This window comes from Sphingomonas sp., from assembly GCF_050725575.1.
Taxonomy (GTDB): domain Bacteria; phylum Pseudomonadota; class Alphaproteobacteria; order Sphingomonadales; family Sphingomonadaceae; genus Sphingomonas.
In genome coordinates this window covers 17,971-40,862 of sequence record NZ_JBOHHW010000028.1, presented here as the reverse complement: position 1 = coordinate 40,862, position 22,892 = coordinate 17,971, and the positions used below count along the sequence as shown (strand labels likewise).

The window sequence follows — 22,892 nt, the reverse complement described above, 5'->3', positions numbered from 1 at the left end:
CGGAGAAGCTCTTTGGTTAACTGGCTAGACGAAGCGGCTCCGCGCGCGGTTTAGGCTGTGGCTGATCGGGCCAGATACCGCGCGTGTCGTAGACGATCTTGTCCGCACGTTCGTCGAGCGGGACCGATTTGAAGATGTCGTGATCGACCAGCACGATCATGATCCCGCAATGCTCGATCGCCGCATCGATATCGGTCAGTGTCGCGCCCGATCCGTCGAACGCATCGGGCAGGGCATTGGCATAGGGCTCGACCACATGCACGCGGTCGCCGAAGCGCCGGGCGAGCTCGCTTGCGACTTTCAGTGCCGGGCTCTCGCGGAAATCGTCGATATTGGCCTTGAAGGCGAGGCCGAGGCACGCGACCGGGGTGCCGGGATTGGCCTCGATCATCGCCGCGGCGCGATCGATCGCATAATCGACTTTGGCGTCGTTCACTTCGCGCGCGGTGCGGATCAGCGGCGTGTTGGCGCGGTCGGCATGGACCAGGAACCAGGGGTCGACCGCAATGCAATGCCCGCCGACGCCGGGGCCGGGCGAGAGGATGTTGACGCGGGGATGGCGGTTGGCGAGGCGGATCACCTCCCACACATCGACCTCCATCGTATCGGCGACGCGGCTGAGTTCATTGGCGAAGGCGATGTTGACATCGCGGAACGCATTCTCCGTCAGCTTGGTCATCTCCGCCGCGCGGCTCGTCGTGGTGACGCAACCGCCACGCACGAAGCGCCGGTAAAAGGCGAGCGCCTTGCGTGCGCACCGCGGGGTGATGCCGCCGATCACGCGGTCATTGTCGATCAGCTCGACCAGGATGCGGCCCGGCAGCACGCGTTCGGGGCAATAGGCGATGGCGATATCCGGCCCTTCACCAGTGGCGCCGTTGGTCTTGCCGGGAACCTTGAGATCGGGCCGAAGCTGCGCAAGCAGGTCGCGCACCTTCTCGGTCGTGCCCACCGGCGACGTCGATTCCAGGATCACGACGTCGCCGGGCTTCAACACCGTTGCGACAGTCGTTGCTGCCTGCAGGACATAACCGATATTCGGCGCGTGATCCTCGGCAAAGGGGGTGGGCACGGCGATGACGAACACATCGGCCGGTTCGATTTGCATCGACGCGCGCAGTGACCCGCGCGCGACCACGCCCGAGACGAGTCCGTCGAGATCGACTTCCTCGATATGCACTTTGCCCGAATTGACCGTATCGACGATCGACTGGGTCACGTCGACGCCAAGCACCTGCGCGCCGGTCCGCGCGATCACCGCAGCGGTGGGAAGCCCGATATAGCCGAGGCCAACCACGACGACCCTTAACTGAGTATCCGAAATCATCGAGCGTCCCTGCGTGTCCCTCGCGCAGGGTTTGGGCCAGGATGATAAATAATTCGCAAAGAACGCCGTCTCGCCCTATCCGGCTGCCGCCAAGTGCGGGCAGGGTGCGGGGGGCAAAGTGCAGGCGAGCGGGGCGCTGAACAGGACTGGCGCAGGGCAGGCCCGGTGGGCCTATTGGCCGGAGATCGACGGCCTGCGCACGATCGCCGTGCTGTCGGTGCTGTTGTTTCACCTTAAGCGCGGCCTCCTCCCCGGTGGATTTGTCGGAGTCGATATCTTTTTCGTCATTTCCGGGTTTCTGATCAGTTCGATCCTGCTCGATGACATTGCGAAGAGCGCATTCTCGGTCGGGCGTTTTTATCAGCGCCGCATCTCGCGGATTTTTCCGGCGCTGATCCTTGTCATTCTTGCCACGCTCGCGGCGGCAAGCCTGATCTATTCGGCCCAGGACATGGCCTCGCTGGGGATCAACAGCGCCGCGGCCGCTGCTTCGCTCATCAACATGAAGCTTGTGTCGCAGGGCAGCTATTTCATTCTGTCCCCCGATGCCCAGCCGCTGCTGCACTATTGGTCGCTTGCGGTGGAGGAGCAATTCTACATCGTCTTCCCGCTCTATCTCTATGTCGCGACCCGCTTCACGCGGTGGCCGCTGGCGATCACGTGCGCCGCCGCGCTGGCCAGCTTCGCATTGTGCGTCTGGCTGACGCCGATCCATCAGCCTCTGGCCTTTTACTCGCTGCCGACACGCGCATGGGAGTTGCTGGTCGGATCGGGCCTCGCGCTCTTCCGCTCGGGTGGGGGACGATTATCGCGCCCGCTCGCACATGGATCGGTGTGGGGCGGCCTCGCCCTGATTGTCGGGTCGATCGTGCTGCTGCAGGAATCCGAGTCCTTTCCAGGCTGGGTCGCGGCATTTCCGGTGATCGGTACTGCATTGCTGATCGCGCCGATCGGCGATGTCCGCCCCGCGCCGCTCAGGCTGCTGGCGCATCCGATGATGGTTGCGATCGGCAAGCGATCCTATTCGCTTTACCTGTGGCATTGGCCGGTATTCTCGCTGATCGATTATCGCGTCTATGCGGCGAGCGAGCCCATGCGCATGGCGTTGAAAATCGCGCTGACACTGGTGCTGACGCTCCTCAGCTATGGCCTGGTCGAGCGCCCCGCACGGACCTACCTCAATGTTCGGTCACGCAGGGTGCGGATATTCATTGCTACCGGGATACTCGTCGCATTGATTGCGGGAGGCGGCCTGTGGCTGCGGTCAGCACTCTATTTCGACGTGCGACCGGGCACGATTGCCAGTGGCGGCACCACGGTACATGGCGGCAAGGCAGGCGTCGTGATCCTGTCGGGCGACAGCCAGGCGGCGATGTACGGTACCGAGATCGCCGCGATCGCCCGGGCACGCGGTTTCACGCTTCATGCCCTTGGTACCGCCGGCCGTAATCAGCTGCCTGATGAGGATGGCACCTCATGGCCCGTCGTCGCCGCGCTGATCGCTGAAAAGAAGCCCGATCTGGTGATCCTCGTCCATGCCTGGGGTGCAAAGCTGCACGGCGATCCGGCGGCGCTGAAAAAGGCGCTGGTCGAAATCGCCGCCAATGCGGAGCAGGTCCTGCTCGTCGCCGAACCGCCGATCGTGCCGGAAACCGTCAGTCGCGAGGGGCTGCGCGGTGGCGCCAGGCCGCCTTTCTTCGAACCTGCCGCAAGCCGGGCTGCGCGAGCGGCGAGCATGGCCATGCTGCGCGAGGTCGCGAGCGACAAGGTGCATGTCGTCGATGTCGCTGGGTTGTTCGTCGATGCCGACGGTGCGCTACGCATTCTCGCCGCCGACGGACGGCTGAGCTTCGCCGATCCGCACCACCTCTCCGACAGCGGCACTGCGATGGCTCATCCGCTGCTCGACGAAGCGATCGCCAACGCTCTGGCGCAATGAGCGTGGCATGGCGCCAGTGGGCAATGGTTCAAGATAAGCAGCTGAGATATAAGTATTTATTTGAATTCCATAGCCAGGGTTGCGGCGGGAGATATGACACGACCGGTGTCCCATATCTCCCCGCTTGCCCTTCCGGGCTCTAGCTGTCGACGCCCAGGCTTTTGGCGACGACCCCGGCGATCCGCTCGCTGGCATGGCCATCGCCGAACGGATTGTGAGCGCGAGCCATGGCCGAATAGGCGCCCTTGTCGTCCAGCAGGGTCGATATCTCCAATAGGATGCGATCGGCATCGGTGCCGATCAGCTTTGCCGTTCCCGCGGCAACGCCTTCCGGCCGCTCGGTCGTCTCGCGCATCACCAGCACCGGCTTGCCCAGTGCCGGCGCCTCTTCCTGCACGCCGCCCGAATCGGTCAGCGCGATCTCGCACAAGCCAAGCGCGCGGACGAAGTGCGGATAGTCCAGCGGGTCGATCCGCGCGACATTGGCACGCGCTCCGAGCATGTCGTCCATCACTGACACGACATTGGGATTGGGATGCACAGGAAAGAGGATCGCGGTATCGTCACGGTCGGCAATTCGCCCGATCGCACGCGCGATATTGGCCATGCCGTCGCCGAAATTCTCGCGCCGGTGCGTGGTGACCAGGACGATTCGCTTGCCGGCGAAGCGCGCTGCGATCTCATCCAGCCCCAATGCCAGCGACGGATCGGCGGCGAGCTTAGCCTGGGTCGCGTACAGCGCGTCGATCACGGTGTTGCCGGTGACATGGATGCCGGCGGGGTCGATATTCTCGCGGCGCAGCGCCTCCGCGGCGGTTTCGGTCGGGGCGAAATGCTGGTCGGCGATCGGCGCGACGATGCGGCGATTCACTTCCTCCGGCCAAGGCTGGTAGATATTGCCCGAGCGCAGGCCCGCCTCGACATGGCTCACCGGGATCTTGCGATAATATGCGGTGAGCGCGCCGACCATGGCGGTCGCGGTATCGCCCTGCACGATCACCCGGTCGGGCTTTTCGGTGTCCATCACCTCGCCGAGGCTGGTCAGCAGGCGGGCGGTGAGGCGGCCGAGCGACTGGCCCGGTTCCATGATGTCGAGGTCGATATCGGGCGTGATGCCGGCGATCGACAGCACCTGGTCGAGCAGCCCGCGATGCTGCGCGGTGACGCAGGTCCGGACTTCCAGCTCGGGGATGGCCTGGAGTGCGGCAATGACGGGGAACAGCTTGATCGCCTCCGGACGCGTACCGAAGACGAGCAGAACTTTGCGAGAAGCAGGCGTGGTCATGTCGCCCGCATAGGTCGGATAGCCTTAAGGCCGCGCTAACCGCAGCCGGCGCAGCCCGGATCCTTGGGCAGGGTGATCGTGCGGAAGCGGAAGGCGAGTGCATCGGCAAGCAGCATCCGCCCGGCGCTGTCGTCACCGAAGCCGACGATCGCGCGGACGACTTCAAGCGCCGCCAGGCTGCCCATCACCCCGGTCATCGCGCCGAGCACGCCCTGTTCGGCGCAACTCACCTCGGCTCGGTCCGGATCGCTGCCGACAAAGCAGCGGTAACAGGGCTTGTCGGCCTCCCAACCGCGAAACACGCCGAGCTGGCCCTCGAACTCGCCGACCGCCGCCGAAACGAGCGGAACGCGGGCAGCGAGCGCGGCGTCGGCCACGGCGAGCCGGGTCGCGAAATTGTCGCAGCCGTCGAGCACGACGTCCGCGCCGGCCAGCAAGTCGGCGGCATTGCTTCGATCGATCCGCACGCTGTGCGTCTCGACGCTTACATTCGGGTTGAGCCGCGACACCGCGATCGCCGTGGCGGCAACCTTGGGCTGACCGATATCGTCGGTACCGAAAAGGGTCTGGCGTTGCAGGTTGGACAGGTCGACCGCATCATCGTCGATCACGATCAGCCGGCCGATCCCAGCGGCTGCAAGATACTGGATCGCGGGCGATCCGATGCCGCCGGCACCGATCACCGCGACACTGGCCCGGCGCAGCTTGGTCTGGCCAGCGCCGCCGACTTCCTTCAGGACGATATGGCGGGCGTAACGGTCGAGTTCCGCGTCGGAAAGGGTCATTTGCCCCAGGTAAAGGTCATGCTGGTCCGATACCAGGTATCGGCCGCCGGCGACGCCTTGATATTGTCGCGCGACATTTTGAGGATCAGCCCCGCGCTATATTGCTCGACCGTCGGGCAATCGATCGCTTGCGGGACAATGCGCTTCACGCTGCCGCCGGGTAGGATCAGCACAGCGAGCGAAATGTCGATCTGACTCAATCCATCGACGCGCTTGGGCGGCACGCAATGCCCGGCCTTGACCTCCTCCTCGACAAAGTTGCTCAGGCTGGCGGGATAGTCGGGCTGGACGGTGAAGGGCAGCGGGGCAAGCGCCGACCAGTCGCGCGGCGGACCAACATCGGGCGCGACGGCGGACGCCTGCACTGCAAGCGCCATGATCAGCGAAACCGTCATCGTCCTGTCGACCCAAACCCTCCGGTACCGCGTACAGTATCGTCGAGGTTCTCGACTTCGTCCAGTAGGGCGCGTTGGACCGGGGCCGGAACGAGTTGGGCGATCCGGTCGCCGCGGGCAATGACGAACGGCTCGGTGCCGAGATTGGCGAGGATGATTTTCACCTCGCCGCGATAATCGCTGTCGATCGTGCCGGGCGTGTTGAGGCAGGTGACGCCGTACTTGAGCGCGAGACCCGAGCGCGGCCGGACCTGCACCTCAAAACCCTCGGGAATGGCGATGGCAAAGCCGGTCGCAACGGCAGCCCGACCGCCCGGGGCGAGGGTGGTGTCTTCGGCGGAAACGACGTCCATCCCCGCCGCGCCGTGCGTCGCATAGGCGGGAAGGGGAAGGTCTGCGCCGTGCGGGAGGCGCTTCAGGGCGATGGTGATCGGCAGTGTCATGGGCGTCCCATAGCGTCCGAAGGAGACTTGTCGAAGGGGCACTGTTATCTGATCAGGCGTTTTTCGAGTTCAACGCTTCCGCAATCCGGGCCGCCAGCCGGGCGGCGACATCCCCTTTGGGCAGCTTTTCCCAGCTTTCGACCCCGGCATCGGTAACGAGATGCACGGTGTTCGCCGCCCCGCCCATCACATCGCCCGAGACGTCGTTGGCGACGATCCAGTCCGCACCCTTGCGCAGGCGTTTGGCGGTGGCATGCTCGATCACCTTCTCGGTTTCGGCGGCGAAACCGATCAACAGGCCGGGCCGCAGCGGGCTCTGTGCGAGACCCGCCAGGATATCCGGATTTTCGACCAGCTGCAGGACCGGCGGCGCGCCGTGCTTCTTGATCTTCTGGCCCGCGCTCTCGACCCGCCAGTCGGCGACCGCGGCGACCATCACCGCGGCATCGGCGGGAAGCGCGTGCGCCACCGCCGCTGCCATCTGCAAAGCTGTCTCGACATCGATCCGGTCGACCCCCGCAGGCGTTTCGAGCGTCACTGGCCCGGCGATCAGCGTGACTCGCGCACCAAGTTTCGCCAGTGCATCGGCGATCGCGAACCCCTGACGTCCCGACGAGCGATTGGCCAGGTAGCGGACCGGGTCGATCGGCTCATGGGTCGGCCCGGCGGTAACGAGGATATGCTTGCCGGTCAGCATTCAGGCGGCGAGGTGATGCTGAATCGCAGCAAGGATCGCCTCCGGCTCGGGCAAGCGGCCGGGGCCATATTCGCCGCACGCCATCGGACCCTCGTCGGGCTCGAGCACCGTAACACCATCGCCGCGCAAGGTCGCGACGTTGCGACGCGTTGCCGCATGGCCCCACATCCGGACATTCATCGCCGGCGCGGCGAGTACCGGCTTGTCGGTCGCGAGCAGCAAGGTGGTCGCCAGATCGTCGGCGATGCCGGCTGCCATCTTCGCCATCAGGTCCGCGGTCGCGGGGGCAATGACGACTAGATCGGCTTCGCGGCTGAGCTGGATATGGCCCATCTCCGCCTCGTCCTTCAGGTCCCACAAAGTCGTATATACTTGGTTCTCCGACAGCGCGGCCAGTGTCATCGGCGTGATGAAATGCTGTCCGCTTGCGGTCAGCACGCATTTCACCTCGATTCCGGCCTTGCGGCACAAGCGGATCAATTCGCACGCCTTATAGGCTGCGATGCCTCCGCCGACGATCAGGAGGATTTTCATCGCCTCAGCTCCCTCTGGTCAGCCGGGTTACGGTAATCTTGCGCCGGTCGATCGCCGCGCTGATCAGATCGCGCAGGCCATCCGGCACAAAGGCGAGGCCGACTAGGATCGTGGGCGCGATCATCAGCCCCCAATAGAAGGTATCGACCCGTCCGAACAGGCCAAGCAGCGCGGCATAGGTGCAGAAGATGGCGAGCGCGCGCAGCGCCAGCGCATCGTTCCACGCCGCCCAGCCGAACAGGGTCAGGCCGACGAGCAGCGCGGCGAGCCAGGCGGGCGCCAGGTTGAGTGCGGTCGAGAGCGTGATCGTCTTCACGAAAAAACCGAAGCCGAGCATGCCGGCCCAGCCCGGCGATGCCGGGTCGAGCGGGCGGACGACCTGCCCGACGGCATGGGCGTGAAGCGCGACGACGATAGCGAGGACGACGACCGGCAAGCACCAGCCCAGCGCCTCGCGGCGATGTCCCTCGGCAAAGGCGAGAATGGCCATGATCGCGACGTAGAGCGCGGCGGTTTCGCGGATCAGCATCGCGATAAGCCCGAATGCGGCCGCCTCGATCCAGCGGCCCGGCTTACGCAGGGCAAGTGACAGCGCGACCAGCAGGCCGGCCCAGACTTCGTGGAAATGGGCCAGTTCGGGCTGGACGAACACCACCATGCCGGCGGCCAGCAGGACCAGCGCGATGAACAAGGGTGGCGCGCGAACGAAGGCCGGGCGCAAGCGAATGAACCAGGCGAGCATCATCGCGGCAGCGAGAATATAGAGCAGCAGGACGGTCACTTCGCTCGGCAGTGCCGCCTGCACCATCGCCAGTGTCGGCAGCCGGAAGGTGACGAACGGCTTCAGCGGATAATTGCCTGCGCGCAGCGCATCGGCGGTAACGGTGTAATAATTGCCGCCTGCCCGGACGCCGGAAACGATCGATTCGTACAGCACGACATCGGCCTGGTCGTCGGCGCGCTGGGCGGGATCGTGGCTCACTGGTGGCGGCCCGGGCGAGGCGAGGGCGGTCAGCGTTGCGGCCAGAAGCAGCGCGAGCAGCGCAAGGCCAACCCGCGCCAGGGCCGGCTTGGTCCCTGCGAAGCGGCTTGGCGCGGTGAGCCAGAGCGGGGCGAGCGGGCGCGCCATCGCTAGCCGACGATCACCCACACCGCTGCCGCGCTCACCGCCGCGCTGAGGATCGCGACCGCGACATAGCGCCAGCCGCCACCGATCTTCACCACTTCGATCTCGCGCAGCGGCGGCGTCGGCGGCGCACCGCCCGGCCCCGGATAGCGCAGCTCGATATTGCGGATCAGGTCGGGCAGCCGCGCGAGCGTGCGCAGGTCAGTGATGATGCGGTCGGCAACCGCTGCTTCAGGGCCAAGCTCGGTCCGGATCCATTCGCGCACGAACGGCGCCGCCGAGTCCCATAAATTGATATCGGGATCGAGGCTGGTCGCCACACCTTCGACCATCACCATGGTCTTTTGCAGCAGCAGCAGATGCGGCTGGGTCTGCATGTCGAAATCGCGCGTGATGTTGAACAGTCCGTCGAGCATCATGCCGATCGACATGTCCTTGACCGCCAATCCGCGCATCGGCTCGCCGACCGCGCGGAGCGCCGTGGCGAACTCGGCAACATTGTGATGCGCGGGCACATAGCCCGCCTCGAAGTGGATCTCCGCCACGCGTTTGTAATTGCCGGTGATCAGGCCGTAGAGAATCTCCGCGAGCCACACCCGCGCACGCCGGTCGATCCGGCCCATAATGCCGAAATCGATCGCCGCGATCTTGCCGTCGGGCAGTGCGAACAGGTTTCCCTGATGCATGTCGGCATGGAAAAAACCCTCCGCGATCGCCTGGCGCAGAAACGCGTGCACAAGCGTATCGGCGAGCTTCTTGCGATCATGGCCGGCAGCGATCAGCGCATCGCGGTTGGACAGCTTGATGCCGTCAATCCAGGCGATAGTGAGCACTTTGGTGGTGGTACGCTGCCAATCGATCGCGGGAATGAAGAAGTCCGGCTCGGCAGTCATCGCCTCGGCCAGTTCGGACGCCGAAGCCGCTTCGCGCCGCAGATCGAGCTCGCGCAGCGTCCAGCGCTTGAACGTCTCGATCACCAGGCGCGGGCGCAATCGCGACAATTCGCCGCCCATCGCTTCGATTTGCGCTGCAGCCCATTGATAGGTGTCGATCGCGCGCGCGAACTCTTCCTCGACGCCGGGACGCAGCACCTTGACCGCGACCTGCCGGCCATCGGTGGTGACCGCGCGGTGGACCTGGGCGATCGATGCGGCGCCGACCGGGACGGGATCGATCGATTGGAACAGTTCGGCCGGGTCGCGGCCGAACGCGCGAGTCATCGCCGCATGGATCGTCTCGTACGGGACCGGCGGCAGTGCATCCTGCAGGCGGAGCAGGTCGTGCGCCGCGACGTCCCCGACGATATCGGGCCGGGTCGCAAGCGTCTGGCCAAGCTTGATCGCTGCGGGGCCGATCGCCTGCAAGGCATCGGCATAGGCCGGTACCTTGGGCACGCGCGCCCCGAACCGGGCGATGCGCGCCAGGCGGCGCACCGGTGCCGGCGTGTTGGGGTCGCGCTCGATGCCGCGCAGCGCGCCGTGACGTGCCAGGATGCGGCCCCATTTGAGGAGGCGCCAGAGATGGACAGCAGGGGCGGTCACAAGCGGCTAGATCTTCCAGCCGCTATGGATCGCGACCAACCCGCCAAGCATCGGCTCGACCCTGGTCTGCACGAAGCCCGCTTCGGCGATCATGCCCTTGAATTTTTCCATGTCGGGGAAGCGGCGGATCGATTCGATAAGGTAGCGATAACTATCTTCGTCCTGGGCGAGCAGCTTGCCGACCTTGGGCACGATCTTGTGCGAATAGGCGTCATAGATTTCGCCGAAACCGGGCCACAGCGTGGTCGAGAACTCGAGGCAATAGAAGCGGCCGCCGCGGCGCAACACGCGGTGTGCCTCGCGCAGCGCCTTGGGAATATCGGTCACGTTGCGGATGCCGAAGGCGATCGTATAGGCGTCGAAGAAGCGGTCGGGAAAAGTCAGCACCTCGGCATTGGCCTCGGTCCACACCAGTCCATCGATGCCGCGCCTGGCGGCGCGTTCCATGCCGACCTCAAGCATCGCGGGATTGATATCGGCGACCGTGACAGCCGCACCGCTGGTCGCAAGGCGAAAGGCGATGTCGCCGGTGCCGCCCGCCATGTCGAGAATCTGCTCGTCCTCGCGCGGTTTCACCCGGCGCACGAAGCGATCCTTCCACAATCGGTGCATGCCGCCCGACATCGCATCGTTCATCAAATCATATTTGGAGGCGACGCTGGTGAACACGCCGCCAACGCGGGTGGTCTTTTCGGAAGCGGCAATGTCTTCATAGCCGAAGGAGACGGTGTCGGTCATGGGCGTCGCTCTAGGCTTGTGGCAGGGGCAAACGCAACCTAGCTCCACATACGATCAATCATCCCGTTCGGGCTGAGCCTGTCGAAGCCCGCGTGCCCCGATCTCCGGACGATGTGCAGCACGCGCCCTTCGACAGGCTCAGGGCGAACGACCGCAAAGTGACCAGCGATGCCTGAACTTCCAGAAGTCGAAACCACTGTACAAGGCCTGCGTCCCGTCCTCGAGGGCCAGCGCCTGTCGAACGTCGAGACTCGGCGCGGCGACCTGCGCCATGCCTTTCCCGTCGATCTGCGCCAGCGAATGACCGGCGCGGTCGTGACCGGCCTTGGCCGCCGCGCGAAATACGGTCTGATCGACACGGATCGCGGCGATACGATGATCTTCCATCTCGGCATGTCGGGGCGCTGGCGAGTCGATCCGGGCGAATTGCTGGCGCATGACCATTTGCTGATCGACACCGAGGCGGGGCGACGACTCGCGCTTAACGATGCCCGCCGATTCGGATTTGTCGATCTGGTGCGGACCGACGCGCTCGATCTTTACCCGGCGTTCGCAGCGATGGGGCCGGAGCCGCTCGGGCCGGGCCTCACCGCCGATCACCTGCTGACCGCGCTTACCGGGCGTAAGGCGTCGATCAAGCTGATGCTGCTCGACCAGCGCATCGTGGCCGGGCTGGGCAATATCTATGTCTGCGAGGCGCTGTACCTGGCGGGGATCTCACCCAAGCGCGCTGCCGGCCGAATTTCGCTGCCGCGACTCGAACGGCTGGTTGAGGCGATTCGTGAGGTTTTGCGTGCCGCGATTGAGGCTGGGGGCTCGAGTCTGCGCGACTATGTCCGGCCCGATGGCGAGCTCGGTTATTTCTCCAAGCAATTCGCGGTCTATGGTCGTGAAGGGGAGCCTTGTGCCTGTGGCGGCACCGTCCAGCGCTATAGCGAGGGCGGGCGTTCAACCTTTTGGTGTCCGAAATGCCAGCGCTGACGGTTGACCAATGAGGCGGTCTTGCGTAAGGACCGCGCTTTCCGGGGCCGTGGGCTTTGCCGCCCGCGCCCTTTTCTATTTTAGATCAGAGGGCTTCATGGCGAACACGCCACAGGCGAAAAAGCGTATCCGTCGCAACGATCGTCGCGCGGAAGTAAACGGCAACCGGGTTGGCCGCATCCGTACCTTCATCAAGAAGGTCGAATCGGCGATCGCGGCGGGCGACAAGGGTGCTGCGACCACTGCACTCGCGGCGGCACAGCCGGAACTGGCGCGTGGCGTTGCCAAGGGCGTGTTCCACAAGAACACTGCCTCGCGGAAGTTCGCGCGCCTGACCAAGGCCGTCACCGCACTCGGCTAAGCCTTTATGGCTTCGCGATAAACGCCCGCCGGGACCTGTCCCGGCGGGCTTTTTGTCGTCCGCGTAGCTATTCTATCGCGTCCGTCCGAGGCTCCAAAACATGCTGCGATGCACCCGGAAATCGGCTGACGGAACATAAATAGAAAAGGCAGGATTCACCGCGATTCGCACCGACCCGATTCGGCCTGCTTCCAAATTAGTTATGTAAATACAGAGACTTGTAAGATTTCTGACGGGAATCCGTGGCTGAAGCCGAGTCAACCGGATTATTTCAATTTTCTGACAGGTTCAGGCCTTGATCGACTCGCTGCGATCTTCATAATCAATCCCTCGCCGCGACGCTGTCAGTCGTGCGCGCTAATGCGAAAGCTTTGCTGTCGGCGGACCTCGATTCCGGCTGCGGGAGGTTTTTGCCGGTCGAAATCAAGTGATGCAGGGGCAAAAATCCGGCATCGCGCGAAGGGGTTAATGCGTGACGGGGATGGATAACGGGTCAGCCAATCGGCCCGGACATCAGAATGACAGTGCAAAGGCGTGGGCAACCGTGCGTGGTCATTTGCGCGAATCGGCAGGGGTGCGTCTGTTCGACCAGTGGCTGAAGCCGATCGAACTGATCGACAGCGGCGAGAGCGATACGATTCGCCTCGCGCTGCCATCCGCCTTCATGACCAATTGGGTCCGCAACCATTACGCCGACCGCCTGGTCGCCGAATTCCGCGCGCTGCTGCCCGAGGTGCGCAAAGTATCGATCGAGACTCGCGCCGCGTCGGTGGTGCCCGCCGTGTTGACGGTCGAGACGTCGAGCGCGCCGGCCGCCAAGCCGGTCGCGACGTCGGCGCGTCCTGCACTCGATTCGCGCTTCACCTTCGACCGGTTCGTGGTCGATTCGTCGAACATGGTGGCATTCAATGCCGCCAGAGCGCTAGCCGAGCCCGGCACGCCGCGGTTCAGCCCCTTGTTCCTTCATAGCGGCACGGGCCAGGGCAAGACCCATTTGATGCACGCGATCGGCCATGCCTTTCTCGAGGCATGTCCCGAGGCATCGGTCATCCTGATGTCGGCCGAACGCTTCATGTTCGAATTCGTCTCGGCCATGCGGGCCAAGGATACCCACGCGTTCAAGACGCGGCTGCGCGCCGCTGACATGCTGATGATCGACGATTTGCAGTTCATCGCCGGCAAGGATGCGACGCAGGAAGAATTCTTCCACACGATCAACGAGGTGATGGGGGCGGGGCACCGCCTGGTGATCAGCGCCGATCGCTGCCCGCAGGGGCTCGACGGGGTCGAGACGCGCATCACCTCGCGCCTGTCGGTTGGCCTGGTCGCCGACATCAAGGCGCCCGATCTGGCGCTGCGCCGCGCGGTGCTCGACCGCAAGCTTGCCGATCTGCCCGATGCGAAAGTACCGGCCGAAGTGCTCGATCTGCTCGCGACGCGGATCACCGCCAATATCCGCGACCTGGAAGGGTCACTCAACCGGCTCGTCGCCTATGCGCAACTGACCGGTGAGACGATCGATCTCGACTTCGCGGTCGCAACGCTTGGTGATGTGCTGCGCGGTGCGGAACGCCGCGTGACGATCGACGAGATCCAGAAGGCGGTATCGGCGCATTTCGAACTGAAGCCGGTCGACCTGGTCTCGGCGCGCCGTGCGGTCATCGTTGCGCGCCCGCGCCAGATCGCCATGTATCTGGCCAAGCGGCTCACCACCCGCTCGCTGCCGGAGATTGGCCGTAAATTTGGCGGCCGCGACCATTCGACCGTGATCCATGCGGTGCGCCGGATCGAGGCGCTGCGCGACACCGATCGTGAGATCGACGGCGCGGTGCGGATGCTGCTCCGGGAACTGGAGGGTTAAAGCCCTTTAGAAGCCCGGTCGTGCGGGTGTTTCGAGCGGCTCGCGCTGCTCGATTTCCCGACCCGGTTCAGTCGCCAGGCAGTGTCTGATAGTGCTCGATGCTCTGCGCTAAATGTTCAACCCAACCGCGCGCTGCGCCTCTGCCAAGGTCGGCGCCGCCAGCGCAGTCGCCCGGGCTGCACCCTTGCTGAGCGCCTCGGTCACGGCGGAGCGATCCTCCAGCAGCCGATTCAGCCGATCGCGGATCGGGCCAAGCGTGGCCACCGCAAGATCGGCGAGCGCCGGCTTGAAGGCGCCGAAACCCTTGCCCGCAAATTCGGTCATCACCGCGTCCGGCGCAGCACCCGAGAGCACCGCATAGATCGTCACCAGATTCTTCGCCTCGGGCCGGTCGGCCAGGCCGGCAAAGCTGTCGGGCAGCAGATCACCGTCCGACTTGGCCTTTTTCAGCTTCTGGACGATCGTATCGTCGCTATCGATCAGGTTGATGCGCGATCCGTCCGACGGATCCGACTTGGACATCTTCGCCGATCCGTCGCGCAGCGACATGATGCGCGGTGCCTCTGCTGAGATCAGAGGATCGGGCAGCGGAAACAGCTCGACGCCGAAATCCTGGTTGAACTTGGTCGCGATATCGCGTGCGAGCTCAAGATGCTGTTTCTGATCGTCGCCGACCGGCACATGCGTCGCCTTGTACAGCAGCACATCGGCCGCCTGCAGCACCGGATAGGTGTAAAGGCCGACGCTCGCGCCCTCGCGATTCTTGCCCGCCTTGTCCTTCCACTGCGTCATGCGGTTCAACCAGCCGGTGCGCGCGGTGCCGCCCAGGATCCAGGCGAGTTCGCTATGCTCGCGCACGCGCGCCTGATTGAACAGGATCGCGCGGTCAGGATCGATGCCGGCGGCAAGCAGGGTCGCAGCCATCTCGATCGTGTTCGAGTTGAGCTCCTTCGGGTCGATCGCGACGGTCAGCGCGTGGAGATCGGCGAGGAAGAACAGGCAATCCTCGCCCGGGCCCATCGCGTCCTGCATCGCCACCCATTGCTTGATCGCGCCGAGATAATTGCCGAGGTGGAGATTGCCGGTTGGCTGGATGCCGGAGACGACGCGCATTGGAACTTCTTTCACATCAAACAGGGGTGCGACGCAGCAATGCGCGCAGATCGGCAGGGCGATAGGCGCGCAACACGAAGCAGGCGATCGCGTAGACCAGCCCGCCGGTGCCGACCAGTATGAACATGGCGATCCAGCGCGTCAGGCTCGCGCCCGTGGTGTAGGGCGTGAACAGATCGTCGAGGAAATACATCGCCACGCCCATGACCAAAGCCGCGCCGAGCAGCCGGGCCGCGCGGTGGCGCAGCCGCAGGTCGGCGACGAAATGCCCGCGCTTCTTCAGCGTCAGATAGAGCAGGACGACATTGACGCAGCTCGCCAGCGCGGTGGCAAGCGGCGGCCCGAGATGCTTGAGCGGCACGATGAAGGCGAGGTTGAGGATCAGGTTGATCGCGATCGAGATGGTCGCGAAGCGTACCGGCGTCTTGGTGTCGGAGCGGGCGTAGAAACCGGGCGTCAGCACCTTGACCAGGATATAGGCCGGCAGACCGACCGAGAAGGCGGCAAGCGCGCCGGCGGTTGCCAGCGTGTCGGCGCTGGTGAACTTGCCGTGCTGGAACAGCGCCGAAATGATCGGCACGCCGCACACGATCAAGGCGATGGTGGCGGGCAGGGTAAAGAACAGCGCGAGTTCCATGCCGCGATTCTGCGTCTCCATCGCTTCGGTCTCGAGGCCCTTGCCGAGCTGGCGCGAGATGGTCGGGAGCAGCACGGTGCCGAGCCCGATGCCGATCAGACCGAGCGGCAGCTGGTTCAGCCGGTCGGCGTAATAGATGTACGAGACCGACCCTTCAGGTAGCAGGCTGGCAGCGAGCGCGGTCGAGATGACGAGGTTGATCTGCACCGCGCCTGCGCCGGCCGCCGCGGGCCAGATCAGCGAGAGCAATTTCTTCACATCGGGATTGAGGCGCGGCAATCTGAGGCGGAGCTTCACCCCGCTGGAGCGGCACGCCAGCACCAACCAGATCAGCTGCAGTGCCCCGGAGACGGTGACTGCGATCGCCTGGTTACGCGCGGTGCCAAGCGGATCGCTGGCATGAAAGAACAACAACGCCGCGATCAGCGTCGCGTTGAGCAGGATCGGTGCTGCGGCATTGACCCAGAATTTGTGCAGCGAATTGAGGATGCCACCGAGCAGCGAGACGAGGCTGATCAGCAGCAGATAGGGGAAAGTGATCCGCGACAATTCGACCGCGAACTCGAATTCGGCCGGCGAAACACCGTTGAAGCCGCCCGACAGAGCCCAGGTGACCGGATAGGCCGCCAGCTCCATCACGATCGTCATCACGATCAGGATCGGCAGCAGCACCGACAGCGCGTCCTCGGCAAAGGACACGCCCTTGACCAGGCTGCCCTCTTCGTCCTCCGCCATCTTGCGGTTGAACATCGGGATGAACGCGGCGGAAAACGCGCCCTCGGCGAAGAGGGCGCGGAACATGTTGGGCAAGCGGAACGCGATCAGGAACGCATCCGACGCAAAGCTCGCGCCGATGAAGCGCGCGAACAGCGAATCGCGCACCAGCCCGAGCACCCGGCTGGCCAGCGTCAGCCCGCCGACCGATCCGAGTGCACGGGTAAGGTTCATGTCAGTCGTTCCCGTGCCGGCCGATCAGGCCGTGCCGGTTTCCCCGGTGGTCACCGCCGGCTGGCCCTCGGCCAACGCCTGCTGCTGGTAAAGCGCGGCGAAGTCGATCGGCTCGAGCAGCAGCGGCGGGAAACCGCCATCGCGGATCGCATCGGCCAGCACGCGGCGCGCGAAGGGGAAGATCAGGCGCGGCGCTTCGCCGAGCAGGAAGGGCTGGATATGCTCGACGGGCACGTTGCGGATGCCGAAGAGACCGGCATAAGCGAGCTCGGCGATGAAGGCGACCTGGCCATCGGCCTCGGCGCGTACGTCGATGCGCAGCACGACTTCGTGCACGTCTTCGCCGACTTGGCCCGACCCGATGTTGAACTGGACGTCAATCTGCGGCTGGGCCGGATTCTGATAGACCGCGGGCGCGTTCGGATTCTCGAACGACAGGTCCTTCACATATTGCGAAATAAGGCCGATCGCGGGGGCGGTGTCCTCGCCATTGGCATAGGGTTCGCCAGCGTTCGCGCCGTTGTCCTGTTCGTCCATCGAAACTCGATCCTCTTGTATCGTCAAAGAATTTGGCCCCCGCGTCCGATACCCTATCGTCACGTGCCGGTCGGGCGCGACTAGCAGGGGGCGACGGGTTGTTCAACGGGTGCGACATGTGCTTATCGCTGCTGCGTGTGCATCATTTGAAACATTCGCGCGTTGCGCCTATGTAGATGGTTAGCCGATTATCGGAGACTTGGGTGTTTTACGTTGTTCTTCTCGCGATGGTGGCCGGGTTCCTGGCGCTGCGTCTGTACATGGTGCTTGGCAAGCGGACCGGGCATGGGCAGCCCTTGCCGAAGCCAGCCGAGGATCGCGCGCCGATCACCGCGCTGCCGCGTCCAATCGAATCCGCACCGGAGCCGCGCGAGCTGGTCAATCGCAATATCGACCCCAAGGCGGAGGCCGGTTTGCGCGCGATTGTCCATGCCGAACCCGGTTTCGACGTCGGCCAGTTCGTGGAAGGCGCGCAAAGCGCCTATCGCATGATCCTGGAGGCCTATTGGAAGGGCGATGAGGACGCACTCGACTGGCTGGTCGAGGATGAGGTGAAGCGAGCCTTTGCCGAAGCGATCGAAGCGCGCCGTGAGGCGGGCCATGTGCTCGAAAACCGGCTGGTGTCGATCGAGCGCGCGATCATCGCCGATGCCGCGCTCGATGGCCGCAATGCGCGGATCACCGTGCGTTTCGACGCTGATATCGCAGCGGTGACGCGCGATGCCGAGGGCAATCTCGTCGCCGGTTCGATGGACGATGCGGTCGAGACGCATGATGTGTGGACCTTCGCCCGGACGCTGAAGAGCAGCGATCCGAACTGGAAGCTCGCCGACACCGACGAAGCTTGAGTTTTTGACCGGGGGAATGGGTATGCGCCGCTGGGGGGTGGTCGCGCTGGCTTTGATGCTGGGCGCGTGCGGCGGTGGCGTGGTGCCGCGTCCGTCCAGTCCGTCATCTCATCATGAACCGCCGGTACGACAACCCGTTGCGGCGAAGCCGATCGCGCCGGTTATTGTGATACCGCCAGCGGGCGCGCTGAACGCGGCGGCTACGGGCGTGGTGGCCGGACCGCCAATCTCCTCCTTGCCGATCACCGACGCCCAGGCAGCGCGCGCACTGGCAGCGTTCCGGTTGAGCTGTTCCTCGCTGATGCGGCGCACCGACACGTCCGGCCTGACGCGCGGTGCCGATTGGCAGCCGGCGTGCAATGCGGCCGCCACCGCTCGCGGCGGCGATGCACGGTCGTTCTTCGAACAATGGTTCGAAAGCGTCCAGGTTGGCGACGGGCGCGCCTTCGCCACGGGTTATTATGAACCGGAAATCGCCGGCTCGCGCGATCGGCGTAGCGGTTATGACGTGCCGATCTATGGCCGGCCCACTGACCTTATCGAAGCGGATCTCGGCCAGTTCAGCGACGACCTGAAAGGCAAGAAGATCCGCGGGCGGATCGATCGCAACGCGATGGTGCCCTATTATGACCGCACGCAGATCGAGGAGGGGGTGCTTACCGGTCGTGCTCCGATCCTCGCCTGGGCGGCGGATCCGGTGGAGATATTCTTCCTGCAGATCCAGGGATCAGGGCGGCTTAAACTGCCCGACGGATCGGTGATGCGGATCGGCTATGATACCCAGAATGGGCGGGGCTATACTGGCATCGGCGCGCTGATGAAGGAACGCGGCCTGCTCAAGCCCGGGCAGACATCAATGCAGGGCATCGTTGCCTGGCTGCATGAAAATCCCGTGCAGGGCCGCGATATCATGCGCGAAAACAAGAGCTTCGTGTTCTTCCGAGAGCTGAATGGCCCGCCGCTCGGTGCACTTGGCCTGGCAGTGACCGGCCAGGTCAGCGCGGCGGCGGATCCCAAGTTCATTCCGCTGGGCGCACCCGTGTTCCTCTCGGCCGACCGCACTGATGCGACCGGCCTGTGGGTGGCGCAGGACACTGGCGGGGCGATCCGCGGCGCCAACCGGATCGACACCTTCTGGGGCGCGGGCAGCGAAGCGCGCGCGATCGCGGGCGGCATGAGCGCCCGGGGCTCCGCGTTCCTCCTGCTGCCGATTGGCACACTCGACCGTCTGACGGCTGAGAAGGCATCGGCGGTCCGTTGAGGCTGTGGATCGGCCTCTAACCCCCGATGAGGCCGCGCTCTGGGCGCGGGTGCTCGAGACCGTCCGGCCGTTGCGCGTGGTGAAGGCAAAGCCATCCGTTGCCGCTCCCGGCGTGCCGCGTGCTATCGAAAAGAGCCCGACGCTCAAGGCCGTGCCGCTTCCGCCGGCCAAGCTGCAAAAGGTCCGAAAACCGCCACCGCTCCCATCGCCGCCCATTGCCAAACCTTCCGCCCGGAAAGAGGAGCGTAAGGAGTACGCCACGCTCGATGGCAGCTGGGATCGCCAGCTTTCTCGAGGCCTGATTTCACCCGACCGGACGATCGATCTGCACGGTCATAACCTCTCCACCGCCTATGCCACGCTCGATGTTGCGCTCGACCGGGCGATCCGCGATGGCGCCCGGGTGATCCTGCTCGTCACGGGCAAGCCGCCACGCCCGGAAAGCGAGCGGCCACATGCGCGCGGCGCGATCCGTGCTGCGATCGGCGACTGGCTGGCGGGGTCGCGCCACGCCGCCTCGATCGCGGCCGTGCGCGGTGCGCATCCGCGCCACGGCGGGACCGGTGCGCTCTACATCATCCTGCGAAAGGCCACGCCAAAGCCGGGGAACTCCAGAAAAAATTAACCTGTTGCGTCCAATGTCCGTTCTTGGACCGGAATGGCCGGATTGATACGGCAGGGGACCCGTAATCGCGATGGAGGGCGTATCGCTGAAGAGTCGCGCCATCGCGTTTGCGGTGTGCGCCGGGGCAGTCGCGTTCATTCTCGCGCTCGTCGCGACATCCAATGGCACGATCGATATCGGCAATATCTCGCGCGCGCTGATTCCAGCGATCGTGTGCGCGGCGATGTGCTGGGCGTCGGCGGAGCGAGCGATATCAAGCACCGCGTCAGCGATTGATTCCGCCATCGCGCGGCTGACGCGGGCGGCGCACGGCGATCTCGATGGCGAGATTCCAGCGGAAATCGCTGAAAACGTGCCGCAATTGGCGAATGCGATGCGTGGTTTGTTCCAGCAACTCAGCTGCAATCTGGAAAGCGTCCACCGCCTGGCGATGTTCGATCCGGTAACTGCACTGCCTAATCGCACCAACTTCCGCCGCACTTGCGAGCGCATGCTGGCAGAGATGCCGCAGGATATTCATGCCGCCCTGTTCTTCATCGATCTCGACCGGTTCAAGGTGGTCAACGATACGATGGGCCATGCGATGGGCGATATGCTGCTCGGCATGGTCGCCAATCGCCTGCGCGCCGTTGCCGACCGGGTCGTGACCGAGACCAGCGCGTCGCAGCCGCTGATCGGGCGGCTCGCCGGAGATGAGTTCACCATGTTCTTCCGCGACTTGCGCGATCCCGCCGACGCAGCCCGGATCGGGCGCGGCATCCTGTTCGCGCTGGCCGAGCCGTTCGACCTGGCCGGCACCGATGTCGAGATCGGCGCGTCGATCGGTATCGCGGTGCGGCCTGAACACGGCGTCAACCTGACCGATCTGATGCGCGCTGCCGATGCCGCCATGTATCACGCCAAGGCCAATGGCCGTGGCCGGGTGGAATATTTCAGTACCGCGCTGGCCGAGGAGATCGCCGACCGTGCGCAGCTGGAAAGCGATCTGCGCGAGGCGATCGACCAGAATCAGTTCGCGCTGGTCTTCCAGCCGCAGATCGCGCTGCCGGGCGGGCGGATCGTCGCGGCCGAAGCGCTGCTACGCTGGCGCCATCCCCGCGACGGGCTGAGGCTGCCGGCGACGTTCATCAAGCGCGCTGAGGAAACCGGGTTGATCGTCGAGATTGGCGAATGGGTCATCGCGACCGTCGCTGATACGATCGCGCGCTGGGGCAAGATGGGGATCGAGCAGCGCCTGGCGATCAACATCTCGCCGCGCCAGCTCGATCAAGTCGCGTTCTTCCGCCGGCTGCGTGCGGCGATGAAGGCGGCCAATGCGCCGGCCCATCTGCTTGAGCTGGAAATCACCGAGACGCTGGCGATGCATTGCAGCAGCGAAGTGGTCGAGGCGATCGCGCAATTGCGTAATGATGGCGCAACCATTTCGATCGACGATTTCGGCACCGGCTATTCCAACCTGGCACGGCTGCGCGATCTGCCGGTGGACCGGGTCAAGCTCGACCGCAGCTTGATCGAGCATATCGCCACCAATAATGAAGCGCGCACCATCGCCCATGCCGTGATCGGCCTGATCCATGGCCTGGGCTGCGAAGCGGTGGGCGAGGGGATCGAGACCCAGGCGCAGGCCGATGTTCTGCGCGTGATCGGCTGTGATGTGATCCAGGGCTATGCGATTGCGCTGCCGATGGATGAGGAGGCCTTCATCGCCTGGTCGCGCACTGACGAGCGTCGCGCGCTGGCGGGCTAATTCGACCCGCCCTGCGCGCGTCGAAGGATCTCGGCATAGATCCCGGTTAACGCCACGAGATCGTCGACCGCGACCGCCTCGTCCAGCTTGTGCATCGTCGCGTTGAGCAGGCCGAATTCCACCACCGGGCATAGTTTCGAGAGGAACCGGGCATCGGACGTGCCGCCAGTGGTCGACAGTTCCGGACGGATGCCGCTGCGCGCCTCGATCGCATCGCCGATCAGGGTCGAGAAGTCGCCCGGCAGAGTCAGGAACGCCTCGCCCGAGATGCGGGCGATCAGCTTGCCTTCCGGCGCATGGGTCGCGACGATGCGCTCGATCCGCGTGACCAGGTCCTCACCGCGCTGCAGGTCGTTGAAGCGGATGCTCAGCCGCGCCGAGGCATGGGCGGGAATGACGTTGGTCGCGGGATTGCCGACGGTCACATCGGTCACCTCGATGTTCGACGGCTGGAACCACTCGCTGCCCTGATCGAGCTCGATCGCGCCGATCTCGGCGAGGATCGCGACCAGCTTCGGGATCGGATTGTCGGCGAGATGGGGATAGGCGACATGGCCCTGCTTGCCCGGCACCTCGATCCACATATTGACCGATCCGCGCCGGCCGATCTTGATCATGTCGCCGAGCCGGCTAACGCTGGTCGGCTCCCCAACCAGGCACAGGTCGGGCTTCAGTCCGCGCGCCGCCATGCGCTCGATGATCGCGACGGTGCCGTAAGTCGCGGGGCCTTCCTCGTCGCCGGTGATCACCAGGCTGATCGTGCCGTCGACCTCAGCGGGGATGGCCGCGACAAAGGCAGCGATCGCGCCCTTCATGTCGACCGCACCGCGCCCATGGAGTAGGCCGCCGCGAATCTCCGGCTCGAACGCGCCGCTGGTCCAGCCGCTGCCCGGCGGCACCACGTCGAGATGCCCGGCAAAGGCGAAATGCCGTCCGCCCGAGCCACGCACCGCGAGCAGATTTTCGACCGGCCCATCAGGCGCTTCACCGGTGATGAAGCGTTCCACATCGAATCCCAGCGGGGTGAGCGCCGCCTCCAGCACATCGAACACGCTGCCGCGCGCGGGTGTTACGCTGTCGCAGGCGATGAGTTGCTTGGTCAGGTCAACCGGGTCGATCACAAGAGTCTCCGTCATCCCCCGGAAAGCGGGGATCCTACTTTT

At 64.8% G+C, this 22,892-nt stretch carries 20 protein-coding genes and 1 pseudogene; 8 read left to right on the top strand and 13 right to left on the bottom strand.

Translation table 11 applies throughout. From position 1 onward, the window contains the following. Window positions 1-16 precede the first annotated feature (16 nt). Entirely contained in the window at window positions 17-1,327 is a 1,311-nt protein-coding gene (gene wecC / locus ACRECS_RS17580; RefSeq protein WP_431584240.1) for a UDP-N-acetyl-D-mannosamine dehydrogenase, read from the bottom strand. Window positions 1,328-1,445: 118 nt separating this feature from the next. Between wecC and ACRECS_RS17575 the strand changes: the two genes are divergently transcribed. Beyond that, window positions 1,446-3,266: an acyltransferase family protein gene (locus ACRECS_RS17575; RefSeq protein WP_431584239.1), complete on the top strand. Its 1,821-nt coding sequence runs from the start codon at window positions 1,446-1,448 to the stop codon at window positions 3,264-3,266. A gap of 139 nt (window positions 3,267-3,405) precedes the next feature. Here ACRECS_RS17575 and wecB read toward each other — a convergent pair whose 3' ends face one another. From wecB to ACRECS_RS17535, 8 genes and pseudogenes are all read right to left on the bottom strand, one after another. Continuing rightward, entirely contained in the window at window positions 3,406-4,551 is a 1,146-nt protein-coding gene (wecB, locus tag ACRECS_RS17570; protein WP_431584238.1) for a non-hydrolyzing UDP-N-acetylglucosamine 2-epimerase, read from the bottom strand. Window positions 4,552-4,586: 35 nt separating this feature from the next. Next, window positions 4,587-5,336 (bottom strand): HesA/MoeB/ThiF family protein, encoded by a 750-nt coding sequence (locus ACRECS_RS17565; protein WP_431584237.1) that lies wholly within the window; start codon window positions 5,334-5,336, stop codon window positions 4,587-4,589. Beyond that, on the bottom strand, window positions 5,333-5,731 hold the full coding sequence (locus ACRECS_RS17560; protein WP_431584236.1) for a hypothetical protein: 399 nt from the start codon (window positions 5,729-5,731) through the stop codon (window positions 5,333-5,335). The genes ACRECS_RS17565 and ACRECS_RS17560 overlap by 4 nt, the downstream gene beginning before the upstream one ends. Then, window positions 5,728-6,174 carry a dUTP diphosphatase gene (dut, locus tag ACRECS_RS17555; protein WP_431584235.1) on the bottom strand — a complete coding sequence of 149 codons (447 nt, stop codon included), beginning with the start codon at window positions 6,172-6,174 and terminating at the stop codon, window positions 5,728-5,730. The genes ACRECS_RS17560 and dut overlap by 4 nt, the downstream gene beginning before the upstream one ends. A gap of 52 nt (window positions 6,175-6,226) precedes the next feature. After that, window positions 6,227-7,405, bottom strand: a pseudogene (gene coaBC, locus ACRECS_RS17550) (bifunctional phosphopantothenoylcysteine decarboxylase/phosphopantothenate--cysteine ligase CoaBC). A gap of 4 nt (window positions 7,406-7,409) precedes the next feature. Next, entirely contained in the window at window positions 7,410-8,534 is a 1,125-nt protein-coding gene (locus ACRECS_RS17545; RefSeq protein WP_431584234.1) for a hypothetical protein, read from the bottom strand. Window positions 8,535-8,536: 2 nt separating this feature from the next. Beyond that, window positions 8,537-10,072, bottom strand: coding sequence for a 2-polyprenylphenol 6-hydroxylase (gene ubiB / locus ACRECS_RS17540; RefSeq protein ID WP_431584233.1), 1,536 nt, complete (start codon window positions 10,070-10,072; stop codon window positions 8,537-8,539). Window positions 10,073-10,078: 6 nt separating this feature from the next. After that, the gene (locus ACRECS_RS17535; protein WP_431584232.1) at window positions 10,079-10,810 is read right to left on the bottom strand and encodes a class I SAM-dependent methyltransferase; all 732 of its coding nucleotides are present in this window, start codon (window positions 10,808-10,810) and stop codon (window positions 10,079-10,081) included. A gap of 168 nt (window positions 10,811-10,978) precedes the next feature. On the opposite strand from ACRECS_RS17535, the gene mutM reads away from it, so the two are divergent. From mutM to dnaA, 3 genes are all read left to right on the top strand, one after another. Continuing rightward, the gene (gene mutM, locus ACRECS_RS17530) at window positions 10,979-11,791 is read left to right on the top strand and encodes a bifunctional DNA-formamidopyrimidine glycosylase/DNA-(apurinic or apyrimidinic site) lyase (protein ID WP_431584231.1); all 813 of its coding nucleotides are present in this window, start codon (window positions 10,979-10,981) and stop codon (window positions 11,789-11,791) included. A 97-nt stretch (window positions 11,792-11,888) separates the two neighbouring features. After that, window positions 11,889-12,152, top strand: a complete 264-nt coding sequence (gene rpsT, locus ACRECS_RS17525) for a 30S ribosomal protein S20 (RefSeq protein ID WP_187760003.1) — start codon at window positions 11,889-11,891, stop codon at window positions 12,150-12,152. Between the two features lie 481 nt (window positions 12,153-12,633). Continuing rightward, window positions 12,634-14,013 carry a chromosomal replication initiator protein DnaA gene (gene dnaA, locus ACRECS_RS17520; RefSeq protein WP_431584263.1) on the top strand — a complete coding sequence of 460 codons (1,380 nt, stop codon included), beginning with the start codon at window positions 12,634-12,636 and terminating at the stop codon, window positions 14,011-14,013. Between the two features lie 108 nt (window positions 14,014-14,121). Here dnaA and trpS read toward each other — a convergent pair whose 3' ends face one another. Genes trpS through secB form a run of 3 tightly spaced genes read right to left on the bottom strand, consistent with a single transcriptional unit; the run spans window position 14,122 to window position 17,248 of the window. Continuing rightward, window positions 14,122-15,126 (bottom strand): tryptophan--tRNA ligase, encoded by a 1,005-nt coding sequence (trpS, locus tag ACRECS_RS17515; RefSeq protein ID WP_431584230.1) that lies wholly within the window; start codon window positions 15,124-15,126, stop codon window positions 14,122-14,124. A gap of 16 nt (window positions 15,127-15,142) precedes the next feature. Then, window positions 15,143-16,711 carry a murein biosynthesis integral membrane protein MurJ gene (gene murJ, locus ACRECS_RS17510; RefSeq protein ID WP_431584229.1) on the bottom strand — a complete coding sequence of 523 codons (1,569 nt, stop codon included), beginning with the start codon at window positions 16,709-16,711 and terminating at the stop codon, window positions 15,143-15,145. A gap of 24 nt (window positions 16,712-16,735) precedes the next feature. Then, complete coding sequence (secB, locus tag ACRECS_RS17505) at window positions 16,736-17,248, bottom strand: protein-export chaperone SecB (protein WP_431584228.1); 513 nt, start codon at window positions 17,246-17,248, stop codon at window positions 16,736-16,738. Between the two features lie 203 nt (window positions 17,249-17,451). Between secB and ACRECS_RS17500 the strand changes: the two genes are divergently transcribed. The 4 genes from ACRECS_RS17500 to ACRECS_RS17485 all read left to right on the top strand — a co-directional run bounded on the left by ACRECS_RS17500 (window position 17,452) and on the right by ACRECS_RS17485 (window position 21,729). Then, entirely contained in the window at window positions 17,452-18,096 is a 645-nt protein-coding gene (locus tag ACRECS_RS17500; RefSeq protein WP_431584227.1) for a Tim44/TimA family putative adaptor protein, read from the top strand. A 22-nt stretch (window positions 18,097-18,118) separates the two neighbouring features. Next, complete coding sequence (gene mltA, locus ACRECS_RS17495) at window positions 18,119-19,357, top strand: murein transglycosylase A (protein WP_431584226.1); 1,239 nt, start codon at window positions 18,119-18,121, stop codon at window positions 19,355-19,357. 4 nt (window positions 19,358-19,361) lie between these two features. Further along, window positions 19,362-19,982: a Smr/MutS family protein gene (locus ACRECS_RS17490; RefSeq protein WP_431584225.1), complete on the top strand. Its 621-nt coding sequence runs from the start codon at window positions 19,362-19,364 to the stop codon at window positions 19,980-19,982. A 70-nt stretch (window positions 19,983-20,052) separates the two neighbouring features. Beyond that, entirely contained in the window at window positions 20,053-21,729 is a 1,677-nt protein-coding gene (locus ACRECS_RS17485) for a putative bifunctional diguanylate cyclase/phosphodiesterase (RefSeq protein ID WP_431584224.1), read from the top strand. Here ACRECS_RS17485 and dapE read toward each other — a convergent pair. Then, the gene (dapE, locus tag ACRECS_RS17480; protein WP_431584223.1) at window positions 21,726-22,865 is read right to left on the bottom strand and encodes a succinyl-diaminopimelate desuccinylase; all 1,140 of its coding nucleotides are present in this window, start codon (window positions 22,863-22,865) and stop codon (window positions 21,726-21,728) included. The two genes, ACRECS_RS17485 and dapE, sit on opposite strands and share 4 nt — an antisense overlap. Window positions 22,866-22,892: the final 27 nt, after the last annotated feature.